This is a genomic window from Streptosporangium sp. NPDC051022, from assembly GCF_040683035.1.
Lineage (GTDB): Bacteria > Actinomycetota > Actinomycetes > Streptosporangiales > Streptosporangiaceae > Streptosporangium.
Genome location: NZ_JBFBCF010000004.1, coordinates 254301 through 279264 on the forward strand (window position 1 = coordinate 254301; position 24964 = coordinate 279264).

The 24964-nt window shown below is 71.7% G+C and carries 24 protein-coding genes; 9 read left to right on the forward strand and 15 right to left on the reverse strand.

Annotation, left to right across the window (positions count from 1 at the left end; all coding sequences use genetic code 11):
- Positions 1-81: 81 nt before the first annotated feature.
- Positions 82-1401, reverse strand: coding sequence for a trypsin-like peptidase domain-containing protein (locus AB0N02_RS10370; RefSeq protein WP_363944630.1), 1320 nt, complete (start codon positions 1399-1401; stop codon positions 82-84).
- A gap of 285 nt (positions 1402-1686) precedes the next feature.
- On the opposite strand from AB0N02_RS10370, the gene AB0N02_RS10375 reads away from it, so the two are divergent.
- Positions 1687-1995, forward strand: coding sequence for a hypothetical protein (locus AB0N02_RS10375; protein ID WP_363944632.1), 309 nt, complete (start codon positions 1687-1689; stop codon positions 1993-1995).
- Positions 1996-2092: 97 nt separating this feature from the next.
- Here AB0N02_RS10375 and AB0N02_RS10380 read toward each other — a convergent pair whose 3' ends face one another.
- The 9 genes from AB0N02_RS10380 to lon all read right to left on the reverse strand — a co-directional run bounded on the left by AB0N02_RS10380 (position 2093) and on the right by lon (position 12340).
- The gene (locus tag AB0N02_RS10380) at positions 2093-2593 is read right to left on the reverse strand and encodes a hypothetical protein (RefSeq protein ID WP_363944634.1); all 501 of its coding nucleotides are present in this window, start codon (positions 2591-2593) and stop codon (positions 2093-2095) included.
- An 82-nt stretch (positions 2594-2675) separates the two neighbouring features.
- A complete protein-coding gene (locus AB0N02_RS10385; RefSeq protein WP_363944635.1) occupies positions 2676-3038 on the reverse strand; it encodes a hypothetical protein in 363 nt (120 codons plus the stop codon).
- A gap of 268 nt (positions 3039-3306) precedes the next feature.
- On the reverse strand, positions 3307-4104 hold the full coding sequence (locus tag AB0N02_RS10390) for a DUF732 domain-containing protein (RefSeq protein WP_363944637.1): 798 nt from the start codon (positions 4102-4104) through the stop codon (positions 3307-3309).
- Between the two features lie 563 nt (positions 4105-4667).
- Positions 4668-4931: a hypothetical protein gene (locus AB0N02_RS10395; RefSeq protein ID WP_363944639.1), complete on the reverse strand. Its 264-nt coding sequence runs from the start codon at positions 4929-4931 to the stop codon at positions 4668-4670.
- A 127-nt stretch (positions 4932-5058) separates the two neighbouring features.
- Complete coding sequence (locus AB0N02_RS10400) at positions 5059-6579, reverse strand: acyl-CoA synthetase (protein ID WP_363944641.1); 1521 nt, start codon at positions 6577-6579, stop codon at positions 5059-5061.
- Between the two features lie 244 nt (positions 6580-6823).
- On the reverse strand, positions 6824-7663 hold the full coding sequence (locus tag AB0N02_RS10405; RefSeq protein WP_363944643.1) for a MetQ/NlpA family ABC transporter substrate-binding protein: 840 nt from the start codon (positions 7661-7663) through the stop codon (positions 6824-6826).
- A 116-nt stretch (positions 7664-7779) separates the two neighbouring features.
- Entirely contained in the window at positions 7780-8436 is a 657-nt protein-coding gene (locus AB0N02_RS10410) for a methionine ABC transporter permease (RefSeq protein ID WP_363944645.1), read from the reverse strand.
- A gap of 73 nt (positions 8437-8509) precedes the next feature.
- Positions 8510-9472 carry an ATP-binding cassette domain-containing protein gene (locus AB0N02_RS10415; protein WP_363944647.1) on the reverse strand — a complete coding sequence of 321 codons (963 nt, stop codon included), beginning with the start codon at positions 9470-9472 and terminating at the stop codon, positions 8510-8512.
- A gap of 498 nt (positions 9473-9970) precedes the next feature.
- The gene (gene lon / locus AB0N02_RS10420; protein ID WP_363944649.1) at positions 9971-12340 is read right to left on the reverse strand and encodes an endopeptidase La; all 2370 of its coding nucleotides are present in this window, start codon (positions 12338-12340) and stop codon (positions 9971-9973) included.
- 352 nt (positions 12341-12692) lie between these two features.
- Here lon and AB0N02_RS10425 point away from each other — a divergent pair, with 352 nt between their 5' ends.
- The 4 genes from AB0N02_RS10425 to AB0N02_RS10440 all read left to right on the forward strand — a co-directional run bounded on the left by AB0N02_RS10425 (position 12693) and on the right by AB0N02_RS10440 (position 16021).
- Positions 12693-13589, forward strand: a complete 897-nt coding sequence (locus AB0N02_RS10425; protein ID WP_363944651.1) for a DMT family transporter — start codon at positions 12693-12695, stop codon at positions 13587-13589.
- Positions 13586-14464, forward strand: coding sequence for a DMT family transporter (locus tag AB0N02_RS10430; RefSeq protein ID WP_363944653.1), 879 nt, complete (start codon positions 13586-13588; stop codon positions 14462-14464). The genes AB0N02_RS10425 and AB0N02_RS10430 overlap by 4 nt, the downstream gene beginning before the upstream one ends.
- Positions 14465-14577: 113 nt before the next feature.
- On the forward strand, positions 14578-15231 hold the full coding sequence (locus AB0N02_RS10435; protein ID WP_363944655.1) for a biliverdin-producing heme oxygenase: 654 nt from the start codon (positions 14578-14580) through the stop codon (positions 15229-15231).
- A 196-nt stretch (positions 15232-15427) separates the two neighbouring features.
- Positions 15428-16021: a TetR/AcrR family transcriptional regulator gene (locus AB0N02_RS10440; RefSeq protein ID WP_363944657.1), complete on the forward strand. Its 594-nt coding sequence runs from the start codon at positions 15428-15430 to the stop codon at positions 16019-16021.
- Between the two features lie 15 nt (positions 16022-16036).
- Here AB0N02_RS10440 and AB0N02_RS10445 read toward each other — a convergent pair whose 3' ends face one another.
- Together AB0N02_RS10445 and AB0N02_RS10450 are read right to left on the reverse strand one after the other, a co-directional pair.
- Positions 16037-16744, reverse strand: a complete 708-nt coding sequence (locus AB0N02_RS10445) for a hypothetical protein (protein ID WP_363944658.1) — start codon at positions 16742-16744, stop codon at positions 16037-16039.
- Positions 16745-16848: 104 nt separating this feature from the next.
- Entirely contained in the window at positions 16849-17199 is a 351-nt protein-coding gene (locus tag AB0N02_RS10450; RefSeq protein ID WP_363944660.1) for a hypothetical protein, read from the reverse strand.
- 145 nt (positions 17200-17344) lie between these two features.
- Between AB0N02_RS10450 and AB0N02_RS10455 the strand changes: the two genes are divergently transcribed.
- The 4 genes from AB0N02_RS10455 (at position 17345) to AB0N02_RS10470 (ending at position 21646) form a co-directional block, all read left to right on the forward strand.
- On the forward strand, positions 17345-19327 hold the full coding sequence (locus AB0N02_RS10455) for a histidine kinase (RefSeq protein ID WP_363944662.1): 1983 nt from the start codon (positions 17345-17347) through the stop codon (positions 19325-19327).
- Positions 19315-19956 carry a response regulator transcription factor gene (locus AB0N02_RS10460; RefSeq protein WP_363944664.1) on the forward strand — a complete coding sequence of 214 codons (642 nt, stop codon included), beginning with the start codon at positions 19315-19317 and terminating at the stop codon, positions 19954-19956. Before AB0N02_RS10455 ends, AB0N02_RS10460 begins: the two co-directional genes overlap by 13 nt.
- 160 nt (positions 19957-20116) lie before the next feature.
- Complete coding sequence (locus AB0N02_RS10465) at positions 20117-20443, forward strand: hypothetical protein (protein WP_363944665.1); 327 nt, start codon at positions 20117-20119, stop codon at positions 20441-20443.
- Positions 20444-20557: 114 nt separating this feature from the next.
- Positions 20558-21646 (forward strand): DUF6745 domain-containing protein, encoded by a 1089-nt coding sequence (locus tag AB0N02_RS10470; protein ID WP_363944667.1) that lies wholly within the window; start codon positions 20558-20560, stop codon positions 21644-21646.
- On the opposite strand, the gene AB0N02_RS10475 is transcribed toward AB0N02_RS10470, so the two are convergent.
- The 3 genes from AB0N02_RS10475 to AB0N02_RS10485 are packed head-to-tail and all read right to left on the reverse strand — an operon-like array spanning position 21622 to position 24919.
- Positions 21622-22518, reverse strand: coding sequence for an STM4011 family radical SAM protein (locus AB0N02_RS10475; RefSeq protein WP_363944668.1), 897 nt, complete (start codon positions 22516-22518; stop codon positions 21622-21624). The genes AB0N02_RS10470 and AB0N02_RS10475 overlap by 25 nt on opposite strands.
- A 47-nt stretch (positions 22519-22565) precedes the next feature.
- Positions 22566-24083 carry an STM4012 family radical SAM protein gene (locus AB0N02_RS10480; RefSeq protein ID WP_363944669.1) on the reverse strand — a complete coding sequence of 506 codons (1518 nt, stop codon included), beginning with the start codon at positions 24081-24083 and terminating at the stop codon, positions 22566-22568.
- Positions 24084-24112: 29 nt separating this feature from the next.
- Positions 24113-24919: an STM4013/SEN3800 family hydrolase gene (locus tag AB0N02_RS10485; RefSeq protein WP_363944895.1), complete on the reverse strand. Its 807-nt coding sequence runs from the start codon at positions 24917-24919 to the stop codon at positions 24113-24115.
- Positions 24920-24964: the final 45 nt, after the last annotated feature.

Consider the following 24964-nt stretch of genomic DNA (forward strand, 5'->3'; position numbering starts at 1 on the left):
CCCCCCATGAGAGGCCGCCCGGGTCGCGGGGACGGACGTGCCGTGGGAGCGAGGTGCTCCGGCGGCGCATCCGGCGTGGAACTACTGCTGGTCCGTCTTCTCCGCGAGGGTCACCTCGGCGGTCTGGGACTGCCCGTTGCGGAGGTAGACGATGGTCGCCTTGTCGCCGGGCTTGAAGCCCCGGACCGCGCCGATCACTGTGGCGGCGCTCTCGACCGGAGTGTTGTTGATCTTGGTGATCAGGTCGCCCTGCCTGATCCCGGCCTGGGCGGCCGGGCTGCCCTCGGTGACCTGACCGACCAGGGCGCCCGCCGTGTCGCCGGTGGCGTCGGCGAGGCTCACGCCCAGGAAGGCGTGGGTGACCTTGCCCGTCTCGATGAGCTGCTTGGCGACCTGCTTGGCGGTGTTGATCGGGATGGCGAAGCCGACGCCGATGCTGCCCTCGCCGCCGTTGGTGGCGATGGCGCTGTTGATGCCGATCACCTCTCCGGCCGCGTTGACCAGGGCGCCGCCCGAGTTGCCCGGGTTGATCGCCGCGTCGGTCTGGATGGCCCCGCCGATGGTGGTCGGCCCGCTGCCCTGCTGCTGCAGGCTGCCGCCCCAGCCGGGGGGCAGCTGTTGCTGCTGCTGCTCGCCGACGGTCAGCGTGCGGTTCAGCGCGCTGACGATCCCGGCGGTGACCGAGCCGGACAGGCCGAGCGGGCTGCCGATGGCGAGTACGGAGTCGCCGACCTTGATCTTGTCGCTGTCGCCGATCGTGGCCTTGGTGAGGTCGGAGACGTTCTCCGCCCGGATGACGGCGAGGTCGGTCGCCGGGTCGGTGCCGACGACCTTCGCGGCGGCGGACTTGCCGTCGCTGAACTTGACGGTCACCTGGCCGCCCTGCCCGCCGGCCGCGACCACGTGGTTGTTGGTCAGGATCAGGCCGTCCGCCGACAGCACCACACCGGATCCCTCACCGCCGCCGCTGGGGGTCTTGACCTCGATGGAGACCACCGCGGGCTGGACGGCCCTGGCGACGTCGGCGACCGTGGTCAGGTTGCCGGCCGGCTGCACGGCCGGCGCCGATGCCGAGGTGGACGAGGAGGCGAGGGTGGCACCGGCGCCGAACGACGTCGCGACGAACGCCCCCGTCACTCCGCCGCCGACGGCCATCGCGGCCAGCGCCAGCCCGACGCCCAGCTTCTGCCTGGCACTGAGCGAGCCCCGCTGGGCGGGCACCTGGGCGGAGGCCGCCGAGAGGTCCGGCATCGGGTGGATCATCGTCGGCTCCGGTCCGGCGTTCCCGTCCGCCGGATAGCCGCCCGCGGTCGGCGGCACCTTGCCGAACTGGCTCCAGCCCTCGTTCCCGTGAATCGGCTCGTCCGGGGTGTGCTCCTGCTCATTCTTGTCCGGGTCCATGTCTTCCCCCAACGTCCTCGATCCGCTCGTGGGTTGCCGGAGCGGCCACCGGTGGTTCCGGTACACCAAAACCATGCCTGACGGCGTGTAAGCGCAGCTTAAGAGGATGATCGAGGCCGGCCGATTCCCCTGACGACGGCTTTATCAGCCGTGTTCAGGGGGCTTCGGGGCCCGGAGAGAGCGGTGAAATTCCTCTTGGCGGCTCGTATGTAGCTCATTGGGCTGACAACCGGCTTCCTCCCCCGAGGTCCGGCTCACGGCGGCGCCCCGAGAAATGATGGCACCGTGGACATCAGAGACATCACGGATACCTTGCTCGCTTTCCTTCGTGCTCGCATTGACGACGACGAGCAAGAATGGCGGGATCCCCCCCACTCCCTCAGATCGATCGCCGCAACCATGCTCGGCGACGTCGAGAACAGGCGACAGATCATCGGCCGCATCTCCAGCGGCGACCGGACCCCCGAAGAACTGTTGACCTTACTGGGACTCGCCACCCGGTATTTCGACCATCCCGACTATCAGCCGGAGTGGTGGCACCCAGACGAGATCCCCGGCTTCCAACCGGAGTGGTGGTCTTCCAACGGGCGGTAGCCCGAGGAGGTCCTCCTCGTGGCTGTCGGACAGGACCTTCTCGACGCTTCCGGACCACTCGACCCGATCCTGTACGCCCCACGCACGAGCTCCGGCCCTAACCGATCTCGCACCAACCCGCTTGCAAGATCACATACATGATCTTTCGAGCATCCGCCGTGCCGATGCCGGCGTCCCCGCCATCGAAACGGATCTTCGCGTTCTTGATCACTTGATCTCGGTCCTTGCCGTTGAGCAGGTCCGAGCAGATGTTCCTCGCCCGCTCGACCGACCGAGGCTCATCGAGCGCGGGGTCGATCTTCCGTAGCCCGACCAGGAGCCCCTCGGTCTGCTCCGCGGTGAGCTTCGGGACCGCCGGCAGGAACGGAGACGGCCTGCCCGGCGACGAACTCGCGCCCGCGCCGGTCGTCGTCGGCTTTCCGCCCCGCTCCCCGCCGAGGGCGGTGACCAGGCCGACCAGAAGAGCGACGGCGCCACCGAGCACGGCCAGGCCGACGAGGCGCGTGCCGCCCTTCTTCGGCGGCGGGCCCCATCGATGGCCAGGCGGACGGGCCGTACCGCGGAGTCGGAGCCTGAGGCCGCCGCGGGGAGGGTGCATACCACGCACCATACGCCCCACCTGCACCGGCATCGCCGCCGTACGGGTGCGGCGACGCCGGAAGACAGGGGAAGCGCGTGGATCAGACCGAGAACTTGCAGATCAGAGCCTTGCTGCCGCCCTCGGCGTAGCCCACGTAGGTGTAGGTGGGGTGGAAGTAGGTGCACGCGCTCTGGGGGGTTCCGCTGCCCGCGCGGACGATGTTGCCGTTGCTGCCCCAGCGGTAGCAGGCCACGCTGCCGTACTCGTAGAAGCCGACGGTGCTCGAGGAGTTGACCTTGGCCACGCAGTACTCACCGAGCGACAGCGGGCTGTACACGATTTCGAGGGTGCCCAGGGAACGGGTGGCCTGCGCGGGGGCGGCCTGTGCGGGGGCGGCGGAGACGGCGAGTGCGCCCAGGCAGGCGAGCGTGGCGGTGGCGAGCGCGACGACACGACGGGACATGGGACCTCCAGGATCCGGGGGGTGGCACCGAGAAGGACCGGCGGGGCGTGTTCGAGCCCGCCGCCGGGCGAGGTGAGGCTCCGCGCGGCAGGGATACGCTGCGCTGATCACAGTATTAAATAGGAAACCTTCCTATGCAATGGGTGATCGCGCGCGTTTCGGCCGCCCGTTTCCCGTCGTGAAATGCCTGGTCGGCGTGGGGTGTGGCGACGCGTCGGCGGCCGGTCGACGGCCACGGACGGTCGCCCGTGGCCGTCGGGCCGCGTTCTCAGCTGGGAACCTTGTCCCGGTGTTCCGGGCACAGGCCGACGGCGGCCGCGCCCGCCACGTATCCGGCCCGCTCCGCGCCGAGCTCGTCGGCGTGGTCCAGCGCCGCCTGGATGAGGCTCCTGCCGTTGTCCATCGCGCGGCATATGTCGCGGCCGAGCTTCAGCAGCTCGGCCTCCGACTTGTCCTTGAGGTCGTACCGCTGCCGCATGGTGGTCAGGAACAGGGCCTCGCCGCCGTCACGCGCCGGACTCGTCGAGGTCGGCTCCGGATCCTCGATCGACCCCGCCGCCGTCCTCGTCGGCTCCGCCTCGGCCGAGCGGGACGGCGTGATGCTCGCCGACGTGGTCGGCGAGGAGGCGATCGGCTTGTTCTCCCCGTTCAGCAGGACGACCAGTCCGCCCAGCAGGGCCAGCACGCCCACGACTCCGACGACCGCCGCGATCGCCACTCCCTTTCCGCTCTTTCGCGGAGGCGGTCCGGGGCTCCAGCCCGGCTGTCCTATGGGCGTGGTCTGCTGCCATCCGAGGGGCTGGCCGGACTGCGGGTACGGTGCTGTCGGCTGCGGGCCGTACCCCGGGCCCTGCTGGGGCGGGTACGGCTGGGCGGGCGGCCACTGCTGGGGCTGGGCGGGCGGCGCCGGAGGCCACTGCTGGGGCTGGGGCTGGGGCTGACCCTGCGGCCCCGGCTGCCACGAGTGAGGCTGACCCTGCTGGGGCTGCCCCGGCCACTGCTGTCCCGGCTGGCCCGGCTGCCACTGCGGCTGGCCCGGCGGATACGGCTGCTGCGGAGGATGCACTCGCGCACTTTACGCCCCAACCCTGACACTCCATCCGAAAACACCGGGATGGATGCTCGAAAGAGACCATCTGGAGCGTTTCGAAACCCCGACGGCCCCTCGCCCCCAGCGGTGATCCGGGCCGGCGGGGCCGGGCGCGTCAGAACGTGAAGCCCTCTTCGGACCTGCCGGTCCCCCGCCCTCTGTCCAGTTCGGCCCCCAGACCGGGCACCAGGCGTTCGAGAGCCTCGTGCCACTCCCGGTGGCGTCCCGGGTGTTCCACCATGGATCCGCACGTCCGGCACGTGGGGGGCTGAGGCTGCGTCATGTCGGAATCCCTCCGGGGTAGGCGATCGACGGCAGCGGGCCCCGACCCGGAGATCGCTCTCCCGTCCGGGCCTCGTCAATCTCCACTGCCCCGGAGACCGCTTCCAGAACCTCATTCCGCGAAGCGGTCTCCGCCGCCGAGGACCCGGCTCCCCGTCGTGCGGGAGCGAGGGCGCGCTCCGCCTCCGCGGCCGCCGTGCGGTGGCCGTGCGGTACCCATGCGGTGGCCGAGCGGTGGCCGTGGCGGAGAACGGAGTTCAGAGGTCGACGTCCTGGGAGGCGAGGACGGGCACGCCCGGTTCCTGCCCCGCCGGGGTCACCACCACGTGCCTGCCCGGCTCCTCGTATCCGTGCTCCGTCAGCCACAGCAGGATCGCGGGCCCCAGCTGGCTGAAGGTGATCGGGGAGTCCGGCGAGAAGAGGTCCTCACCCACGACCCGGCCCGGGTCCCCCTCGACGATCGACAAGGTGTAGGTGGCCATGGTGTCCCCCGTGCTGTAGTCGGTCTCCACCGGGTCCATACCCAGGTCGGAGGGGCCGTGCCCCAGGGCAAGGCCGTGGCAGACCGTGGCGGGCCGTCCCCGGCAAGGCGCCGGGCCACCGGGGCGCCGAAGCCGTCAGGGAGCCGGATCGTCAGGGGAAAGGGCGTCAGGGGGCGGCGGGCCAGTACTCGTCGCGCAGGAGCCGCTTGTAGAGCTTTCCCGTGGGGTGACGGGGAAGCTCCTCCCGGAAGTCGACGGACTTCGGGCACTTGTAGGCGGCGAGCCGGGAGCGGCAGTAGCCGATCAGCTCGCTCTCCAGCGCCGGACCCGCCAGATCCATGGACAGCGGCTGGACGACGGCCTTGACCTGCTCGCCCATCTCCTCGTCCGGGACGCCGAAGACCGCCGCGTCCGCGACCTTCGGGTGGAGCGCCAGGAGGTTCTCCACCTCCTGCGGGTAGATGTTCACCCCGCCGGAGATGATCGTGTACGAGCGGCGGTCGGTGAGATAGAGGAAGCCCTCCTCGTCGAGATAGCCGATGTCGCCGAGGGTGGTCCATCCCCGGCCCAGCGGGTCCCGCGACGCCTTCGTCCTCTCCTCGTCGCCGTGGTAGACGAAGCCGGGCCCGTCGGAGAAGTAGACCGTGCCCTGCTCGCGCGGCGGCAGTTCGTCGCCCTCCTCGTCGCAGACGTGCACGCTGCCGAGCAGCGGGCGCCCGACGGTGCCCCGGTGCGCCGGCCAGTCCTCGGGGCCGGCGTAGAGGAACCCGTTGCCCTCGGTCCCCGCGTAGTACTCGTGGATGATCGGCCCCCACCACTCGATCATCCGCTCCTTGACGGGGACCGGGCAGGGAGCGGCGGCGTGGATCGCGCACACCAGCGACGACAGGTCGTAGCGCGTCCTGACCTGTTCGGGCAGCCTGAGCATCTTGATGAACATGGTCGGCACCCACTGCGCGTGCGTGACGCCGTACTTCTCGATCAGCGCGAGTGCCTGCTCGGGGTCGAACCTCTCCATCACCACGAGCGTCGCGCCCAGGCGCTGGAAGCTCATGCAGTACCGCAGCGGGGCGGCATGGTACAGCGGCGCCGGGGAGAGGTAGACGCTGTCGGCCGAGGGGGCGAACAGCAGGCGGATGAGCTGGACCAGCGGCCAGGGCCTGTCCAGCGGCGCCCTGGACAGGGCGGGTTTGACGCCCTTCGGCCTGCCGGTGGTGCCGGAGGAGTAGAGCATGTCGGCGCCCTGGCACTCGTCCGCGATGGGGGTGACCGGCTGGGAGGCCACGGCCTCCTCGTAGGAGCCGAACCCCGGGGCGACGCCGTCCAGCATGAGCCTGAGCTCGACGCCGGGCGTCATCCCGGCGACCGAGGTCGCCACGTCCGCCAGGGCGGCGCAGGAGATGAAGACCCGTGCCCCGCAGTTGTCCACGATATAGGCGAGCTCGTCGGTCTTCAGCCGGGAGCCGATCGCGGTGTAGTACAGGCCGGACCGGTGCGCGGCCCAGGCGATCGCCAGGAACAGCGGGTGGTTGTCCAGCATGAAGGCGACGTGGTCGCCCGCCGTGAGCCCGGCGGCGCGGAACAGGTGGGCCAGCCGGTTGGACTCCTCCTCCAGCTCGCGGTAGGTGACGACGCGTCCGGAGCTCGCCATGATCACGGCGGGCTTGTCCGGTGAGACTGCTGCCACGGCTCCCGGGTGCATGGAACCGCACGTTACCCGGCGCGACGCGCGGTGAGAAGGGACGGTGAAAGCCGCGGTCCCGAGGGACGGAACCGCGGCTTTCGCGGGGTTTTCCGGGAGGTCGGCGGCGCGGAAGCGCCGCAGGCCGCGTTCAGGTTGCGCTCAGACGGAACTCAGACGGAGCTCAGATGAAGCTCAGACAGTGCTCAGACAGTGCTCAGACAGTGCTCAGACGGCGCTCAGACGGCGCTCAGGCGGCGGGGATGACCGCGCCCTTGTAGGTCTGCTCGATGAACTGCTTCACCTCGGGACCGGCGAGGAGCTTGGCGAGCTTGACCACGCGCGGGTCCTGCTCGTGACCGGCGGCCACGACCAGGCCGTTGACGTAGGGGTTGCCCTCGGCCTTCTCCAGCACCAGCGCGTTCTCGGCGGGCTTGAGACCGGCCTCGATCGCGTAGTTGCCGTTGATGACGGCGGCGTCCACGTCCTCCAGGGAGCGGGGCAGCTGGGCGGCCTCCAGCGGCTGGAACTTCAGTCCCTTGGGGTTGGCGGCGACGTCGCGTTCCGTGGCGGTGGTGCCGACGCCCTCCTTGAGGGTGACCAGGCCGTTGTCGGCCAGCAGCTTCAGCGCCCTGCCCAAGTTGGTCGCGTCGTTCGGCACGGCCACGGTGGCGCCGGACGGCAGGGCGCCGGCCTCGGTGATCTTCTTGGAGTACAGGCCCAGCGGCTCCAGGTGGACGGGCTGGACGAAGGTCAGCTTGGTGCCCTTGGAGGCGTTGAAGTCGTCCAGGTAGGGCTTGTGCTGGAAGAAGTTGGCGCCGAGCTGGCCGTCGTTGAGCTGCACGTTCGGCTGGACGTAGTCGGTGAACTCGACGATCTCCAGGTTCAGGCCCTCCTTCGCGGCGAGCTTGTCCTTGACGAACTTCAGGATCTGCGCGTGCGGGACGGGGCTCGCGCCGACCTTGAGCACCTCGGCGGCGGAGTCCTTGCCCTCGCCGGTGGGGGCCGCGGCCGTCCCGGCCGAGCCGCAGGCGGCCAGCGACACCACCAGTGCGGTGACGGCGGAGGCGATTCCTATGAGTTTGCGCATGACGTGCTTCCTTATGGGTGTGGAAAAACCGGAGTCCCGCTCGTGACGGGGTCCCGGAGGAGTTGTGACGGGACCGCGGCGGACCGCGGCGGGCTTTCCGGCCGAGGCCGGACGGGTCAGTGACGTGCGAGGCGGCGGGCGACGACGTCGCCCAGGGTCTGCACGAGCTGGACGATGACGACCAGCACGACGACCGTGATCACCATGAGCGTGGTCTCGAACCGCTGGTAGCCGTAGCGGATGGCCACGTCGCCGAGCCCGCCCCCGCCGATCGCCCCGGCCATCGCCGAGTAGGAGATCAGCGCGACCACGGTCACCGTGAGCCCGGCGACCAGGCCGGACATCGCCTCGGGGAGCAGGACCTTGCCGATGATGGTCGCGCGCCCCGCGCCCATGGCCTGGGCCGCCTGCACCTTGTCGTCGCCCACCTCGCGCAGCGCGGTCTCCACCAGCCGGGCGAAGAACGGCGCGGCGCCGAGGGTGAGGGGGACGACGGCGGCGGCGGTGCCGATGCTGACGCCCACGATCAGCCGGGTCAGCGGGATCACCGCGATCATCAGGATGATGAAGGGCAGGGAGCGGCCGACGTTGACGACCAGCCCGAGCACCCGGTTCAGCGGCCAGGAGGGGAACAGCCCGTTCCGGTCGGTGACGACCAGGGCCACGCCGAGCGGCAGCCCGAGCAGCACGGTGAACAGGGTGGACCAGATGACCATCTGGGCGGTCTGCCCGGTGTTCTCCCACAGCAGCGGGACCATCTCGTCCCAGGTCATGCGATCTCCTTCGTCGGCCGAGGGGGCGGGGTGCGGTGGGTGCACTGGGTGCAGTGGGTGCGGTCCTGCTCGCTCACCGGCTCTCCTCGACCAGCAGGCCGCGATCGGCCAGGTGGGCGAGGGCGGCCGCGCGCTCGGTACCGGTGACGCGCAGGCGCAGGCGACCGGCGGAGACGCCTGCCACCTCCTCCAGCGCCCCGCCGAGGATGTTGACGTCCACGTCGAACCCGCGCACCACCTGCGAGACCACGGGCTCGTCGGCCTGCCCGGTGAAGGTGATCGTGACGCTGCCCGGCTCGGGGGCGGGGAGGGGGAACAGCTCGGCGGCGAGCCGGGATCCCGGCCTGGCGAGCAGTTCGGGAATGGTGCCGGACTCCTCGATCCTGCCGTCGCGCATGATGGCGACCGAGTCGCAGATCGCCTTGACGACGTTCATCTCGTGGGTGATCAGCAGGATGGTCAGGCCGAGTTCGCGGTTGAGCCGCTTGAGCAGGGCCAGGATCGACTGCGTCGTGCCCGGGTCGAGCGCCGAGGTGGCCTCGTCCGACAGCAGCACCGCGGGGTTGCCCGCCAGCGCGCGGGCGATGCCGACCCGCTGCTTCTGCCCGCCGGACAGCTGCCCCGGGTGCGCCCCGGCCTTGTCGGCCAGCCCGACCAGCTCCAGCAGCTCGGCGACACGCCTGGCACGCTCGGCCCTGCCCAGTCCCATGACCTCCAGCGGGAACGCCACGTTGCCCGCGACCGTCCGGGAGGACAGCAGCGCGAAGTGCTGGTGGATCATCCCGATCCGCTGCCTGGCCCTGCGTAGCGGGGCCTCCCCCAGCGCGGTCAGCTCCTGTCCCGCCACGGTGACGGTGCCCTCGGTCGGGCGTTCGAGGAGGTTCACGCAGCGCAGCAGCGTGCTCTTGCCCGCGCCGCTCCGTCCGAGCACACCGAAGATCTCGCCCTCGCGGACGTGGAGGTCGACGCGGTCGACGGCGGTCACCTCACGGCCCCGGTCTCGATAGACCTTCCGCAGGCCTGACACATCAATCAAAGCTGTTCCCCAACATGAGCGGTTCGCATGAGCGGTTCGTCGGAAGGCTTCCCTGCGGGAGGCGCTAGCGCATGCCGGGGTGGAAGGGCAGGTGGCTCAGGCGGCGCAGGACAAGACGGTCCGCGGGGCAGGTCATGGTTTCGGGCCTCAGTGAGAGAACGGGCGGAGTCGGGACTCGGTACGTCAGCGCGTACAGCTCATGGCACGCATGCCGGTCATCTCGCGCATGCGCTCGCCACGACACATGACCCGGCCCTGCGGGGTCATGCCGACCTGGTTCGCCACGTTCACGTTTGCCTCAACACGGGTCTGACCTGTTCCGATTCCCATATTTCCTGTGATTCCCATCACTCCGATAGGGAAATCCGCCGCCGGGTGGCCTTCCCCGGCCACCGGCCGTACGGCGGCCCGCCGGCCCCGTGAAACGGCGAGCGGCCCGCCCTCCGCGACGGGAGGACGGGCCGCTCCGCGGGCGTCCCGAGGACGCCTGGGAGGGGGTCAGGCCGCGGCGTGCTCGGCGACCTTGGCCGGGGTGAGGGCGATCTCCAGGACCTCCCGCACGTCGCTGACCGTGTGGACGGTGAGCTCGTCGCGGACCGCCTGGGGGACGTCGTCCAGGTCCGGCTCGTTGCGGGCCGGGATCAGCACGGTGGTGATGCCCGCCCGGTGGGCGGCCAGCAGCTTCTGCTTGACCCCGCCGATCGGGAGCACCCGCCCGGTGAGGGAGATCTCACCGGTCATGGCCACGTCGCTCCTGACCGTACGGCCCGACAGCAGCGAGGCCAGGGCCGTGGTGAGGGTGACGCCCGCCGACGGGCCGTCCTTGGGAACCGCCCCCGCGGGGAAGTGGACGTGCACCGAGCGGTCCTTCAGGGACCCCACGGGCAGCTCCAGCTCCGCGCCGCGCGAGCGCAGGTAGGACAGCGCGATCCTGGCCGACTCCTTCATCACGTCGCCGAGCTGGCCGGTCAGGGTCAGCCCGGTGTCGCCGGTCTCCGGGTCGGCCAGCGACGCCTCGACGTACAGGACGTCGCCGCCCGCTCCGGTGACCGCCAGGCCGGTGGCCACGCCGGGCACCGCCGTACGCTGGCTGGACTCCGGAAGCGAGGACTCCGGCACGTGGCGGGGGCGGCCGAGGTAGGGAACCAGGTCGCCGACCGTCACGGGCAGCTCGGCCTGACCGAGCGCGACGTTGGCGGTCACCTTGCGCAGGATCCTGGCGATCGAGCGCTCCAGGGACCGGACACCGGCCTCCCGGGTGTACTCGCCCGCGAGCCCGCGCAGCGCGTCCTCGCCAACGGTGACGTCGTCGGCGGTGAGGCCCGCCTTGTCGAGCTGGCGCGGGAGCAGGTGGTCGCGGGCGATGGCGACCTTCTCGTCCTCGGTGTAGCCGTCGAGCGTCACGACCTCCATGCGGTCCAGCAGCGGCCCGGGGATGGCCTCGAGCACGTTGGCGGTCGCCAGGAAGAGCACGTCGGACAGGTCGAGCTCGACCTCCAGGTAGTGGTCGCGGAAGGTGTGGTTCTGCGCGGGGTCGAGCACCTCCAGCAGCGCGGCGGTCGGGTCGCCCCGGTAGTCGGAGCCGACCTTGTCCACCTCGTCGAGCAGCACGACCGGGTTCATCGAGCCCGCCTCGCGGATCGCGCGGACGATCCGGCCGGACTGGGCGCCGACGTAGGTGCGCCGGTGACCGCGGATCTCGGCCTCGTCGCGGACGCCGCCGAGGGCGACGCGGACGAACTTGCGGCCCATCGCCCGCGCGACGGACTCCCCGAGGGAGGTCTTGCCGACCCCGGGAGGACCGGCCAGCGCGAGCACGGCGCCGCTGCGGCGGCCGCCGACCACGCCGAGGCCCTTCTCGGCCCTGCGCCCGCGCACCGCGAGGTACTCGACGATGCGGTCCTTGACGTCGTCGAGGCCGGTGTGGTCGGCGTCGAGGACGGCTCGGGCGGCGGCGATGTCGTAGGAGTCCTCGGTCCGCACGTTCCACGGGATGTCGAGGACGGTGTCGAGCCAGGTGCGGATCCAGCCGGTCTCGGGAGACTGGTCGGAGGTCCGCTCCAGCTTGTCGACCTCCTTGAGCGCGGCCTCGCGCACCTTCTCCGGCAGGTCGGCGGCCTCGACGCGGGCGCGGTAGTCCTCCTCCTCGGTCTCCGGGGAGGTGCCGTTGAGCTCGGCCAGCTCCTTGCGGACCGCCGCCAGCTGCTGGCGCAGCAGGAACTCGCGCTGCTGCTTCTCCATGCCCTCCTGGACGTCCTTGCGGATCGTCTCGGCCACGTCGAGCTCGGCGAGGTGCTCACGCGCCCACTCGACCAGCTTCTCCAGGCGGTCGGCGGGGTCGGCGGTCTGCAGGATCTCGACCTTGCGCTGGGTGCTCACCCAGGGGGCGTAGCCGGAGTTGTCGGCCAGGAGCGACGGGTCGTCCATCTTGTTGACCGCGTCGACGACCTGCCACGCGCCCCGCTTCTGCAGGATGGTGGTGGCCAGCGCCTTGTACTGCCTGGCCAGCTCCTCGGCGCGCTCCCCCGCCTTGACGACCTCCATCACGGTGGCCTGCACCCACAGAGCCGCGCCGGGACCGGTCGTGCCGGCCCCCACACGGACCCGGCTGACACCGCGCACCACCGCCGCCGGTTCGCCACCGGGCAGCCTGCCGACCTGCTCGACCACGGCCTTGACTCCGATGGGACCGTACTTGCCGTCGATCCGGGGAACGAGCAGCACCTCGGGCTTGTTGTCAGCGAGTGCCCGAGCCGCGTCGATCGCAGCCCGGACCTCGCTCTCGGACAGGTCCAGCGGGACGACCATGCCCGGCAGCACGACCTCGTCGTCGAGCGGCAGGACCGGGAGGATCAAGCTCTCACTCATCTGCACTCCAAGGGTTGAGTTATACCGACTCAATTAATGGGAGCCCTTGATTGTTCCCGTACTTGAGCGTGTTCGCTGTGAGCGATCGTAATCGTGTAATCACGTATGCCGCCCCGCCGCCTTTCCGATCATCATCACGAGAACGGGGGCGCCGGGGAGAACCGGCGACGTGCCGCCGGCGGCCCGGCGGGGAAGGCGCCGGAGGCGGCGGCGCGGCCACGGCAAGGCCCACACAACCCACCGGACGACGCATTAAAGAACAAGTGGGTATACCCCTCGTGTCCATGTGGGAGATTGCGTGGGGGCGAGCGATGCGGGACCGCCAGGGGAACGTCCGGCAGGCGTCGGTCCTTTGATCGTCACCGTGGTGCTGGGACTGGCGGCGGCGGCCCTGCTGGGGGCGGGGTTCGTCGCCCAGCAGCACGCGGCGTACACCGAGCCCCTCGGGGAGATGCTGCGGCTGCACCTGCTGCTGGATCTGGTCCGCAAGCCGCTCTGGCTGGCCGGCATCGGCGCGATGGTCGCCGGTCAGGTGCTCGGCGCACTGGTCCTGCAGCGTACCGACGTGTCGCGCGCCGAACCGCTCCTGGCGACCAACCTCATCTTCGCCCTGGCCCTGGCCTCGGTCCTGTACCGGGAGCGCCTGGGCCGCTGGGAGTGGCTGGGGGCGGTGCTGGTCAGCGGCGGGGTGGCCTCGTTCCTGGTGTTCGGGCAGCCGGAGGGCGGCACCCTCCCCGGCTCCACCTCGGCGGCCTGGCTGGCCCTGCCGGTCACGCTGCTGGTGGCCGGCGGGCTGGTCGCGGTGGCGATACGGGTGGCGCTGCCCATCAAGGCGATGCTCCTGGCGGCGGCCGCCGGCATCCTGTACGGAACCCAGGACGTGCTCACCCGCGACTCCCTGGTCAGGCTGGGGCAGTCGGGCCAGGGGCCGGGCATGCTGCTGACCGTCTGGCAGCCGTACACGCTGGTCGCGGTCGCGGCGGTGGGCATCTGGCTCAGCCAGAGCGCCTTCGACGCCGCACCTCTGCGCGTCTCACTGCCGGCCGCCACCGCGGCCGAGCCGATCGTCGGAATCGTGCTGGGCGTGGCGATCCTCGGCGAGCGCCTGCGCGTCGATCCCCCCGCCCTGGCGGGCGAGGTCGTGGGCCTGATCGCGCTGGTGGTGGGGATCGTCATCCTCGGCCACTCCCCCTCCCTGGCCAAATCCGAGCAGGGCGACTCCCGGCGCCCGGACGAGGAGCGGGAATGATCGCGGTCGTCTTCGCCCTGCTCTGCGCGGCGAGCAACGCCACGGGATCGATCCTGCAGCGGCGCGAGGCACGCAACATGCCGCAGAACATGGCCTTCCGGCCCGCGCTGATCTGGGCCCTGCTGCACCGTCCGGCCTGGCTCGGCGGCGTGGCCGCGCTCATCGCCGGATTCGTCTTCCAGGCCACGGCCCTGTCCTTCGGCGCGCTCGCGCTGGTCCAGCCGCTGCTGGCCGTCGAACTGCCGCTCACCATGATCGGGGTCTCGCTGGTGTTCAAGGTCACCGTGGACCGGCGGTCGTGGCTGGCGACCGCGGCCCTGACCGGGGGGCTGGCCCTGTTCCTGCTCACGGCCGCGCCCAGCGGCAACGGCCGGGCGGTCATCTCCGCCGGTCAGTGGGCACTGGCCGGCGGCGTGACCGTTCTCGCCATGGCCGCGCTGATCGCGACGGCCCGAGCCCTCCCCCCTGCCGCCCGCGCGGCCGTTCTCGGCACGGCCGCCGGCATCGGCTTCGCCTTCACCGCGACCTTCATGCGGAAAAGCACCGTCATCCTCCGGGACGACCCATCGGCCCTGCCGACCTCCTGGCAGTTGTACGCGATGGTGGCCACCGGCATATGCAGCTTCTTCCTCCTCCAGAACGCGTACCAGAGCGGCCCCCTGATCGCCGCCCAACCGGCGATCACCACCAGCGACCCGGTGGCCAGCGTCCTCTACGGCATCATGCTGTTCGACGAACAACTCCGCTCGGGCGTCTGGATCGTCCCCGAACTCGCCGGCATCGCCCTGGTGCTGTACGGCAGCGTCCTGCTCGCCAGGTCACCCGCGATCCAGCACATGGGAGCCGGCTCCCCCGCGCGCCCCTCGCCGAAGTGAGCACCCTCGCCGGCGGAGGACACTTTAATGACAGGGTGTCATCATCAGCTTGACGAGGGCACGCGCTCTTTGTGACACTGTGTCATTAAAGACCCCTTCAACGCGGAGTGATCATGAGTGAGCCGCCGTTCTCCGAAGTGCTCAGGAACGCCACCTGGAGCGACCACGAGTCCGCCGAGGACGAGAGCTACCTCAAAGCCCTCATGGAGGGGCGGCTCAGCCCCGAGGCGTACGGCGAGATGGTCGCCCAGCACTACTTCGCCTACGTCGCCCTGGACACCGCCTCCAGGTCGCTCGCCGACGACCCGGTGGCCGGGCCTTTCGTCTTCCCCGCGCTCTACCGCGAGGAGGCCCTGATCCGCGACCTGGAGACGATCTACGGCGCCTCCTGGAGGTCGAGGATCGAGCCCTCGAAGCCGACCAGGACGCTGGTAGCCAGGATCGAGCAGGTCGCCACCTGGCCGGGCGGCTACATCGCCCACCACTACACCCGCTACATGGGCGACCTGTCCGGCGGCCAGTTCATCCGGATGGAGCTGCAGAAGATCTACGGCTACCAGCCGGGCGGCGGCGTCGACTTCTACCTCTTCGACGAGATCGGCAGCCTGCCCCGGTTCAAGAACGAGTATCGCGCCAGGCTCGACGCGATCCCGGCCGACGAGGCGGAGAGGCAGCGGATCATCCGCGAGACCAAGCTCGCCTACCAGCTCAACACCGAGGTGCTGTCCGACCTCCGGCGGGTGGTGCGGGCCGAGCTGGCCGCCTGACCGGCGGCCGCCGCGGGAGCCCCGGTACGGCGTGCCGTACCGGGGCTCCCGGCCGTTCCCGGCTGAAATCGCCCGCCTGCCCGGTCCCCGGGCGCCCTGCCCCGGCCCGGTTCTCCGGCCGTCCGGATCAGGGCCGGGCGGTGGCCGGAGCGCCGGCGGCCGGGCCACGGCTCCGCCACTGTGCGACCATGGGACCATGCCCCGGATTTCGGCCGCGACGATCGGCGAGCACCGCGCCCAGACGCAGGACCGGATCCTGCAGGCGGTCTCGCGCCTCTCCCGCGACCAGGGCATCGACGCCATCTCGATGACCGACGTGGCGAGCGAGGCCGGGATCACCCGGACCGTCCTCTACAACTACTTCCCCGACAAGGCCGCGCTGCTGCTGGCCTTCACCGAACGGGTGACGCACTACTTCATCGACAGCTACGAGCGGGAGCTGTCGCAGGACGCGTCCCCGGCCGAGCGTCTGCGGGTGTTCGTCCGCCTTCAGCTGGCCGGGCTGCTGGCCCATCCCCACCCCGGCCCCGCCGACCTGTCCGCCGCGCTGGGGCCCGACGCCTACCAGCGTCTGGCCGACCACGTCGAGCCGATGCAGCGCATCCTGATCGAGATCATCGACGGCGGCGTGGCGTCGGGTGACTTCCACGTCTCCGACGTGACCGCCACCGCCCGGATCATCCTCGCCGTCATCGGCGCCGAGCGGGTACCGCTGCTCAGCGGCGAGATGACGCCGCAGGACGCCGAGACGATCGTCTGCGAGTTCGTGCTGCGCGCGCTGGGCGCCTGAACCCGCCGAACCGGCTCAGCGGGGCGAGGCCAGGAGGCGCAGGCCCGTGACGACCAGACCGGCCGCCTGCAGGAGGGCGCCCGCGACCTCGAACCACTCGCTGCCGACCACCAGCCCCGTCACGTGCAGCGGAGGCCACGCGAGGACGGCGGCGGCCGCCCAGGTCGGGACCGCGCGGCTACGCAGGAGGGCCAGGCCGAGCAGCAGCGTGCCGACCAGGTTGCCCAGCACGAACAGGAGGAACACCCACAGGGTCGATGCGTCGCTCTGGCTGTTGTCGAGGACGATCGCGTAGTCCTGGAGGGGACCGCCGTGCTCGGCCATGGCGACCTCGGTGATTCCGCTGAGGGCGACCCCGAAGTAGCAGATGTATCCACCGGCCGTCAGCACCGCGCCGAGGAAACCGAGTTTGGGACTCCGGCCTGCCAGGAGCCGCCTGACGCCGAGAACCGCCGGGACCATGAGCAGGCTCCCCAGCATCGCGGCGACGGTGCCGAGGCGATACAGGCCGGGGTGGGCCGCGGCCAGGGCGAGCGCCTCCGCACCGGTGCCGTCGCCTCCCCCGGCGCGGGTGGCCCACGCGTAGGCGCCGTTGGCGACGACGAATCCCCATGGCGCGGCGAACAGCGCCAGGGCGAGCGGGAGGCTGCGGGCAGGCGACGGAGCGAACGGCGCGGGCACGCCGCCGGAGGGCGGTACGGAGGACGGGACGGACGTTTCCATGATTCTCCTGGGGGCTGAAGCCACATGCCTCGCCGGATACGGGATGGATGCGGGCGCCGCCCCGGCCGCACTCAAGGCGGACGTGGTGAGCGGCGCCGGCGGGATCAGCTGTGAGACCGCAGAGCCGGCGCGACCAGCGCGACGCCGCAGAGGGTGAGCACGACGCCGGCCGCCGCCGCGGCCATCGCCTCGGCGGGCACCCCCTCGAAGAAGAACGCGGGCACGGCGGTCAGCCCCGACAGCAGTCTGGTGACGATCACGGCGACCACGCCGGCCCGGCTGCCGCGCCAGGCCAGCACGACGCCGGCCAAGGTGATCAGCCCGAGGACGGCTCCCGCGGCGGCCACCGCGAACGGAGGATGCTCGCCGTCGCCGAACGGCAGCGTGACCACGTCGATGAGGCCGAGCAGGCCGCTCAGGATCAGCCCGACGACGAGGAGACGGGAACGCTTCATGGGGTTCTCCCGGTGAATGGAGCGGGGAAATGTGCTGTTCCGAAGTCTCGGCCGCCCGCCCGGCCGGCGGATCCGGGCAGGTACGGGACCGATCTCCGTACTGGCACGTATTCACCGGGCGATCCCGGGGCCCTAGCGTGTAGGCGTGACCACCTCCCGTCTGCTCGCGTTCGCCCTGGCGGCCCTGACGAGCGTGCTCGCGGGCGCCGGGGTGGTGCTGGCGGTGATCGGCGGCGACGGAGGCACCGCGGCGAGGTTCGCGATCGGTGCGACGCTGGCGCTCCCCTCCGCGGCGCTCGGGACACTGGTCGCCGTCCGGCGCCCCGGCAGTATGGTCGGCCCGCTGCTCATGCTGGTCGGCGCGACCGCGGTGTGGGTCACGGTCGACGATCTGTACGCCTCGGCCGTCACCCGGCGGCCGGACCTGCCGCTCCCGGAGCTGTACCTGGCCCTGTCACAGGGCGACTGGATGTTCCTTTACGTACCGGCGGCGCTCCTCATGCTGGTGTTTCCGGACGGACGGCTGCCGGGGCGGCGGTGGCGCTGGGCGGTCGTCGGACTGCTGGTCGTTCCGGTGCTTTTCATGCTGATCTCGATGTTCGACCCCGACCCCTACCGGCCGCCCTTCGAGGCCGTACCGCACCTCTTCCTGCTCCCCGCGCCCTACCTGCCGGTGCTGCGGGCGGCGGCGACGGCGCTGTTGCCGGTCTTCCTCGGACTGTTGATCGCCTCCGCGACGGCGATGGTGCTCCGCTACCGCAGGACGACCGAGGAGGTGAAGCGGGCACAGCTCAAGTGGCTCGCGCTCGGTGCCGCCTGCCTCCCGCTGACACTGCTGCTCTGCTGGGCGGGCTACCTGTTCCTCGACGGGCCGGAGCCAGCGCTCATCGGTCTGGCGGCGACGGCCCTGGCCATCCCGACGGCGACCACGATCGCCGTGCTGCGGCACGATCTCTACGACATCGACCGCGCCATCAGCGCCGCCGTCACCTACGGCCTGGTGACCACGCTTCTGCTCGGCTTCTACACGGCCGCCTCGTTCCTGGTGGGCCTCGGCACCGGCCGGAGCTCACCCGTCGCCGCGGCCGCGGGCACCGCCGTCTGCGCCGCCGCGCTGTCCCCCCTGCGCGTCCGGCTCCAGCACTGGGTCGATCGCCGGTTCTACCCGGCTCGGCAAGCCGTGCTGACCGCCGTCGAAGAACTGCGCGACCGTACGCACGCGGGTCAGGCACAGCCCGAGGAACTGGAGGCGACCCTGCGCACCGCGCTGCGCGACCCGGCGCTGCGGGTCGGCTACCGGCTGCCCGGCACGTCCGGACTCGTCGACGCGACCGGCGCCCCGGTCGACCCCGGCGACACCTTCGTCGCACGGGTACGGCTCGGCGGCCACGACATCGGCGCCATCGTGCGCGGTGGAGCCGGCACCCGGGAGCTGCTGCGGGAGGCGGCCGCCGCCGGCGCGCTGCTCATCGAGGTGGTCCGGCTGCGAATCGAGGTGAGCCGGGCGCTCGACGAGGCCGAGGCCAGCCGTACCCGGCTGCTGCACGCCGGATACGAGGAGCGGCGGCGGCTCGAACGCGACCTGCACGACGGGGCGCAGCAGCGCCTGGTCTCCCTCGGCATGGCGATCCGGCTGGCGCAACGCCATCTCGGTGACGGCACCGTCGACGTCGACGGCCTGTTCGACCAGTGGGTGGCGGAGCTGGCCGCCGCGGTCACCGAACTGCGGCAGATCGCGCACGGCCTGCGGCCGAGCAGTCTCGACGACGGGCTCGGCAACGCGCTGGTCATGCTGGCCGGCAAGGTGCCGGTCCCCGTGACGCTCGACGTGGTGGCCGACGACCTGCCCGATGACGTGGCCATGACCGCCTACTACGTCGCGAGCGAGGCGATGACCAACGCGGTCAAGCACGCCGGGCCCGCCGCGATCGGAGTCCGCGTCACCCGTGCCGGCGACCGGGTCACCGTACGGGTCAGCGACGACGGGCCGGGAGGGGCCGAGATGCGCCCGGGGGCCGGTCTGGCGGGCCTCGCCGACAGGGTGCAGGCGGCCGGTGGCGCGTTGCGGCTGTCCAGCCCCACCGGCGGTGGAACCCTGGTCGAGGCGGTGCTGCCGTGCGCATTGTGATCGGCGAGGACTCCGCCCTGTTCCGGGAGGGGCTGATCCGCCTGCTCTCCGACGCCGGGCACGAGGTCGTGGCCAAGGCCCAGGACGCCCCCGGGCTGATCGCCGCCGTCGCGTCCGCGAATCCCGATCTGGCGATCATCGATGTCCGGATGCCGCCCGATCTCACCGACGACGGCGTCCGAGCGGCCCGGCGGATCCGCGACACCCACCCGGAGCTCGGCATCGTCCTGCTCTCCCAGCACGTCGAGACCCGGCACTCCGTCGATCTGGTGTCCCGCGGAAGGTTCGGCTACATGCTCAAGGACCGGGTCTTCGATGTGGACGACTTCTTCGACTCGCTGCAGCGGGTGGCGGACGGCGGCTCCGCCCTCGACCCCGAGGTCGTCTCGCGCCTCATCGGCGCGCGCCGGACCGCCGACCCTCTGGCGTCGCTGAGCGCGCGGGAGCGCGAGGTGCTGGCGCTGATGGCGGAGGGCCGTACGAACGTCGGCATCGCCCGGCGGCTCTGGCTGACCGACCGGACGGTGGAGACCCATGTCAGCTCGATCCTCGCCAAGCTCGGCCTGTCCGCCTCGGACGAGGACCACCGCCGCGTGCTGGCCGTTCTCCTCTACCTCAACCGCCCCTGACCCCGGCGCTCCCGAAGGCCCTCACGCGTGACGCGCCCGTGCCCACCGGCCGATCGGTGACGGGGCCCTCTCACATCGACGGCCCGTGGAGCGGGCGGCGGGCGGGAAATGTCGGTGGCGGCGGCTACTTTTCGATCACCCCGATCCGAGGAGCAGCGAAATGTACCGTCAGGGAGACGTCCTGATCATGCCCGTGGGAGAGGAGGCCGTTCCGGCCTCGGCCCTGACCTCCCCCTCCGCGCCGCGCGACGCGCGCGGCCGCCTGGTGCTGGCCCTGGGCGAGGCCACGGGACACGCCCACGCGGTGGTCGGCCCGGGCAGCCTGGTCTCCGGGGTGCGCCCGATGGACCCGAGTTTCCTCCACCTCCCCTCCGGCGGGCGCGTGGTCCACGAGGAGCACGCCGCGATCTCCCTGCCCAAGGGGTGGTATCTCGTACGGCGCCAGCGTGAGTACGTCCCGGGCGCCTTCCGCGTCGTCGCCGACTGACACCCCCTCCCCCGGCCCCGCCACCGTTCTCCGAAGAACGCCCCAGGACGCCCTCCGGGGACGCCCCCGGGGCACCCGCCCCCTCATCTCATTCACCCTCAGGAGCACCCGAGCATGACCGTCACCACCGAACTCGCCGACGCGCTGACCGCGGCCACGCTCCGCTGGGAGGAGGTGGCCCTCCGGACGGATCCCGCCGACCGCGACCGCGCCGAGGAGGGGATACGCCTGGCCTACCGGATCGGCGGGCTGGCCGAGCCCGAGCGGATCGTCTGGGTCGGCTCCCCCGCCGAGGGCGCGAGGATCGCCGTCCGGCTCGCCGCCGGAGAGCGCGACGGTGTGCGCGGCGTCGAGGTACCGGGCGTCGGCGTGCTCGACGCCGGCCGCTCCGTCCGCCACGAGGTGCGGACCGCGCCGTGGGAGCGCGCCAGGGCCGACGTGCACGTCCGGCTCGGCTCCACGGGCTGGCCGGTGGCCTGGTCCCTGACCGGAGGCGCGCTGTGGAACCGGGTGGGCAGGCTGACCGATCGCGTCCGCGGCGCCGTCGCCGCGACCGGGGAGTCGGAGGAGGCCGGCGCCGAGCTGCGCGCCTCGACCCTGGACGCGGTGCTGGGCCAGCACGACGCGCCCTGGCTGTCGCTGTTCGACGCGCTGGGCAGGCCGGAGGTCGAGGGGCTGGTCCGGGTCGCCGAGTCCGCCGGGTGGTGGTGGCCGTTCGAGCGGGTCGCGCTGGTCTGCGAGCGCCCCGCCGAGCTGCACCTCGACGACTCCGGCCGCCTGCACCGCGCCGGCGACCCGGCCCTCTCCTTCCCCGACGGCTTCGCCCTGCACGCCTGGCACGGCATGCCGGTGCCCGCCGACTTCGCCGCCTCCCTGGCGGCCCTGACCCCGGAGCGCATCCGCGCCGAGGAGAACGCCGAGCTGCGCCGGGTCATGCTGGAGCACTTCGGTTACGAGCGCTACCTCGCCGAGTCGAACGCCACCCCGGTGCACCGCGACGAGACGGGCGTGCTGTGGCGCATCGACCTGCCCGAGGACGAATCGGTGGCGATGGTCGAGGTGGTCAACTCGACCGCCGAGCCCGACGGCACTTTCCGCACGTACTGGCTGCGCGTCCCGCCCTTCACCGGCACCGCGCGGGAAGGGGTGGCCTGGACCTTCGGCCTGCGAGAGGCCGACTACCAGCCGGTCAAGGAGACCTGAGGGATCCTCTCCAGGACACCCCCGGCGAACACGTCGTAGAGGCCGGTCGGCTCCAGGTGGACGTAACCGATGTGGCAGTCGCACAGCGCCGCCGGGCATGCCCGGGGGCGCAGGGCCTCGCGGAAGGAGCCGTCGTAGAGGTTGCCGAGGACGGCCGGAACGAAGTGGCAGCGCCGTACGGTGCCGTCGCCCGCCACGGAGATCACGCTCTCCCCGGTACGGCACGGCTGCCCGGCGCTGCGGTGCGGCGTCCTGCTGTAGTGGAACAGCGGGTCGATCGCGGCCCAGCCGGCCGCCTCCCGATCGGTGTACAGGTGTCCCTCTGCCGCGTTCACCCACAGATACACCTCGGCGGGCAGGTCGGCGCGGAGCCGCCGGGCGGCCTCCAGATGCTCGGGCAGGCCGACGACGCCGACGCTGAAGCGGACCCCGCGGCCGGCGAGGTCACGGCATCTGCCGAGGAAGCGCTCGTGGCCGACCTGCCCGGGGTGGTAGGTCGCCCAGAGGGCGAGCGTATCCAGGTCGGCCTCGGCCAGCCAGTCGGGGCGGCAGCTGAGGTTGGTCTGGATGGCGACCCTGCGTACGTGCGGCAGACGGCTGAGCTCGACCATCGCCTTCCGGTACCACGAGCGGACCAGCCCCTCGCCCCACGGCGTGAACAGCACCGACACCGGGTGCCCGCACCCGGCCGTCCACTCCGTGAACCGCTCGAGCGCCGCCCGGTCCTCACGCAGCTGGGCGGGACTGTCGCGGCGCTTGCCGAAGGGGCAGTAGGGGCAGTCGTAGTCACAGCTGGCCAGCGGTCCCCGATACAGGATCGTCAGATGGCCGGGGTCGTCCACGGCGGCGGCCGGGCTCTCGTGCGCGTTCAAGCGGGCACCTCCAGGAAGATCTCCGGATCTTTCGCTCCGGAGGGACGTCAACGCTGCTCGTATCCGGCCATCAGCTCGCGCGCCCGCTCCGAGAACAGCCACGGGCCGATCGCGTCGGAGTGGGCCAGGCCCTCGGGGGTGAGCCGGGGGCGGCGCTCGCCCCCGGACGCGGTACCGGACGGGCCGCCGGACGGCTCTCCGTTCCCGGCCTCAAGGTTCTCCGCCTCGGGGTTCTCCACCTCAAGGTTTTCCGCCTCGAGCCAGCCCCGGCCTTCCAGCAGGCGCAGCTCGGTGCCGAAGTCGGCCCACACCCCGGTGCCGAAACGTTCCCGGTAGGCGCCGGGATCCAGCCCCTCGGCCTGGAGCAGCGACTGGATCAGGTGGCGGCGGCGCCGTTCGGCGTCGTCCAGGCGGAAGCCCACGTTGGCGAACGCGAACTCCCGCGGCGCGAGCCGTACGTAGTCGTCGATGATCCCGCGCACCTGGCGGGCGCCGACCGCGTACTCGTAGGAGTAGTGCAGGCCCGCGGTGTAGGAGCGGGCGCCACAGCCGAGACCGACCATGCCGTCGTTCTGGCAGCTGTACTCGGCCGGGCCGCGGGCCCCGGGCAGCCGGAACATCCGCATCGACACCTGTTCGTACCCGGCGGCCAGCAGGTGGTCGCGGCCCTGCCGGTAGAGACCGAGCCGGTGGTCGTCCCAGTCGCGCGCCCGGCGGCCGAGGCCGGTCAGCGGGCGGACGTACAGCGGGTAGAGGTAGATCTCCTCGGGCCGCCAGGCGAGCGTCGCCTCCAGTGAGTGCTTCCAGGAGCGTTCGTCCTGGCCGTCGATCCCGTAGATCAGGTCGATGTTGAGCGTCTCGAACCCGGTCTCCCTGATCCGGCCGAGCGCCGCCTCCACCTCCTGCCGCCGCTGCGGCCTGACCGCGGCGCGGGCCTCGGCGTCGACGAAGCTCTGCACACCGATCGAGATCCGGGTGGTGCCCCGTTCGGCCAGGACGGCGAGCCTGTCGGCCGTCGCGGTCGCCGGCGAGGTCTCCACCGACAACGGTACGGCGCGCAGGTCGGCGCCCATGATCCGCTCGGTGAGGTCGAACATCCGGGTGAGCTCCGCCGCGCTCAGGTAGGTCGGCGTGCCGCCCCCGACGGCCGCCGAGACGAAGACCGGACCGTCCAGCGCCTCCCGTACGGCGCGCGCCTGGTGTTCCAGCGCGTCGAGGTAGGCGGCGACGAGTTCCTCGGGGGCTCCGGTCCTGGTGAACAGGTTGCAGAACCCGCAGCGCATCTCGCAGAACGGGATGTGCAGGTAGAGGAAGAGGCTGCCGAGCGGCTCGCCGGCCCACGTCTCCCGGAGCGTGGGCCGGGGGTCCAGCGGCCGGTAGGCCGTCTTGTGCGGATAGGCGTAGACGTATCCCTGGTAGGGACCGTCACCCGGCCCCTCACGGAGACCCTCCGCCCCCTCGTGGAGACCGTCCGGTCCGTCCGGTCCGTCCGGCTCCCGGCGAAGGAGATCCCGCCCCCGGCGGAGACCGTCCCGCTCGCCTCGGAGAGCGTCCTGCCCCGTCACCGGGCCGTTTTCCCGTCCGGGGATCCCGTTCACCGCCACTGCCCTCGCTCCATCGTGAACTCCCCGTAGGGAACGGTCCAGACGACCTCGTGGCCGATCCGGTGCCCGACGTGCCCGTCCTCGCCGTAGGCCGTGCCGTGGTCGGAGCAGACGATCGCGAACCCGGGCCGCCGGGCGCTCATCAGGGCGAAGAGGCGGCCGATGTGCCGGTCCACGTACTCCAGGGCGGCGGCGTGGCTGCGCCGGTCGTCGCCGTGCTCACGGGTGGCGCCCGGCAGGTGGAACCAGTTCGGCTGGTGCAGCGCCGACACGTTGACGAACAGGAACACCGGGCCGTCCGCCCCGGCGACCGCCCGCTCCGCGCACGCGATCTGCGCCTCGAACGAGGTCGGCGAGGTCACCCCGAACGCCGGATCCCAGTGGCTCTCGGCGAACAGCCCCGGCAGTACGGATCCGAGCGGGGTCGCCTTGTTGAAGAACCCCACCCCGCCGACGCAGATCGTGTGGTAGCCCGCTTTGGCCAGCCCGGCGGGCAGGTCCGGCCCGTCGAACACCCAGGTGCCCCCGGCCGTCGTCTCGCTGCCGGGGAAGGCCGCGGCGAACAGCCGGGGGTGCGGCCCCGGAGCGGCGGGGGTCGGCAGGAAGCCCGCGAGCATCGCGGCGTGCGCGGCGTAGGTGAAGCTTCCCGGGCTGTGCCGCCGTTCCCACCGCCCGCCGGGCAGCGCCCTGGCCAGGGTGGGCAGTCGTCCGGCCGCCAGCGCCTCCTCGGCCACGTCGTAGCGGAGCGTGTCGAGCGTCACCAGCAGCAGGTCGTGACCGCCCACGATCTCGTTCATGTCCCGCACGGCGCCCACCGTCCCGTCGTCCACCGGTTCCCGTCC

Excerpts from the sequence above, each read along its gene's own strand:
- AB0N02_RS10385 (WP_363944635.1), bottom strand. The coding sequence starts at position 3,038 with ATGTCCCGTCGTGTCGTCGCGCTCGCCACCGCCACGCTCGCCTGCCTG.
- AB0N02_RS10485 (WP_363944895.1), bottom strand. The coding sequence starts at position 24,919 with ATGAACGAGATCGTGGGCGGTCACGACCTGCTGCTGGTGACGCTCGAC.
- AB0N02_RS10465 (WP_363944665.1), top strand. The coding sequence starts at position 20,117 with ATGTACCGTCAGGGAGACGTCCTGATCATGCCCGTGGGAGAGGAGGCC.
- AB0N02_RS10380 (WP_363944634.1), bottom strand. The coding sequence starts at position 2,593 with ATGCACCCTCCCCGCGGCGGCCTCAGGCTCCGACTCCGCGGTACGGCC.
- AB0N02_RS10410 (WP_363944645.1), bottom strand. The coding sequence starts at position 8,436 with ATGACCTGGGACGAGATGGTCCCGCTGCTGTGGGAGAACACCGGGCAG.
- lon (WP_363944649.1), bottom strand. The coding sequence starts at position 12,340 with ATGAGTGAGAGCTTGATCCTCCCGGTCCTGCCGCTCGACGACGAGGTC.
- AB0N02_RS10445 (WP_363944658.1), bottom strand. The coding sequence starts at position 16,744 with ATGGAAACGTCCGTCCCGTCCTCCGTACCGCCCTCCGGCGGCGTGCCC.
- AB0N02_RS10370 (WP_363944630.1), bottom strand. The coding sequence starts at position 1,401 with ATGGACCCGGACAAGAATGAGCAGGAGCACACCCCGGACGAGCCGATT.
- AB0N02_RS10395 (WP_363944639.1), bottom strand. The coding sequence starts at position 4,931 with ATGGACCCGGTGGAGACCGACTACAGCACGGGGGACACCATGGCCACC.
- AB0N02_RS10435 (WP_363944655.1), top strand. The coding sequence starts at position 14,578 with ATGAGTGAGCCGCCGTTCTCCGAAGTGCTCAGGAACGCCACCTGGAGC.
- AB0N02_RS10470 (WP_363944667.1), top strand. The coding sequence starts at position 20,558 with ATGACCGTCACCACCGAACTCGCCGACGCGCTGACCGCGGCCACGCTC.
- AB0N02_RS10450 (WP_363944660.1), bottom strand. The coding sequence starts at position 17,199 with ATGAAGCGTTCCCGTCTCCTCGTCGTCGGGCTGATCCTGAGCGGCCTG.
- AB0N02_RS10405 (WP_363944643.1), bottom strand. The coding sequence starts at position 7,663 with ATGCGCAAACTCATAGGAATCGCCTCCGCCGTCACCGCACTGGTGGTG.
- AB0N02_RS10440 (WP_363944657.1), top strand. The coding sequence starts at position 15,428 with ATGCCCCGGATTTCGGCCGCGACGATCGGCGAGCACCGCGCCCAGACG.
- AB0N02_RS10430 (WP_363944653.1), top strand. The coding sequence starts at position 13,586 with ATGATCGCGGTCGTCTTCGCCCTGCTCTGCGCGGCGAGCAACGCCACG.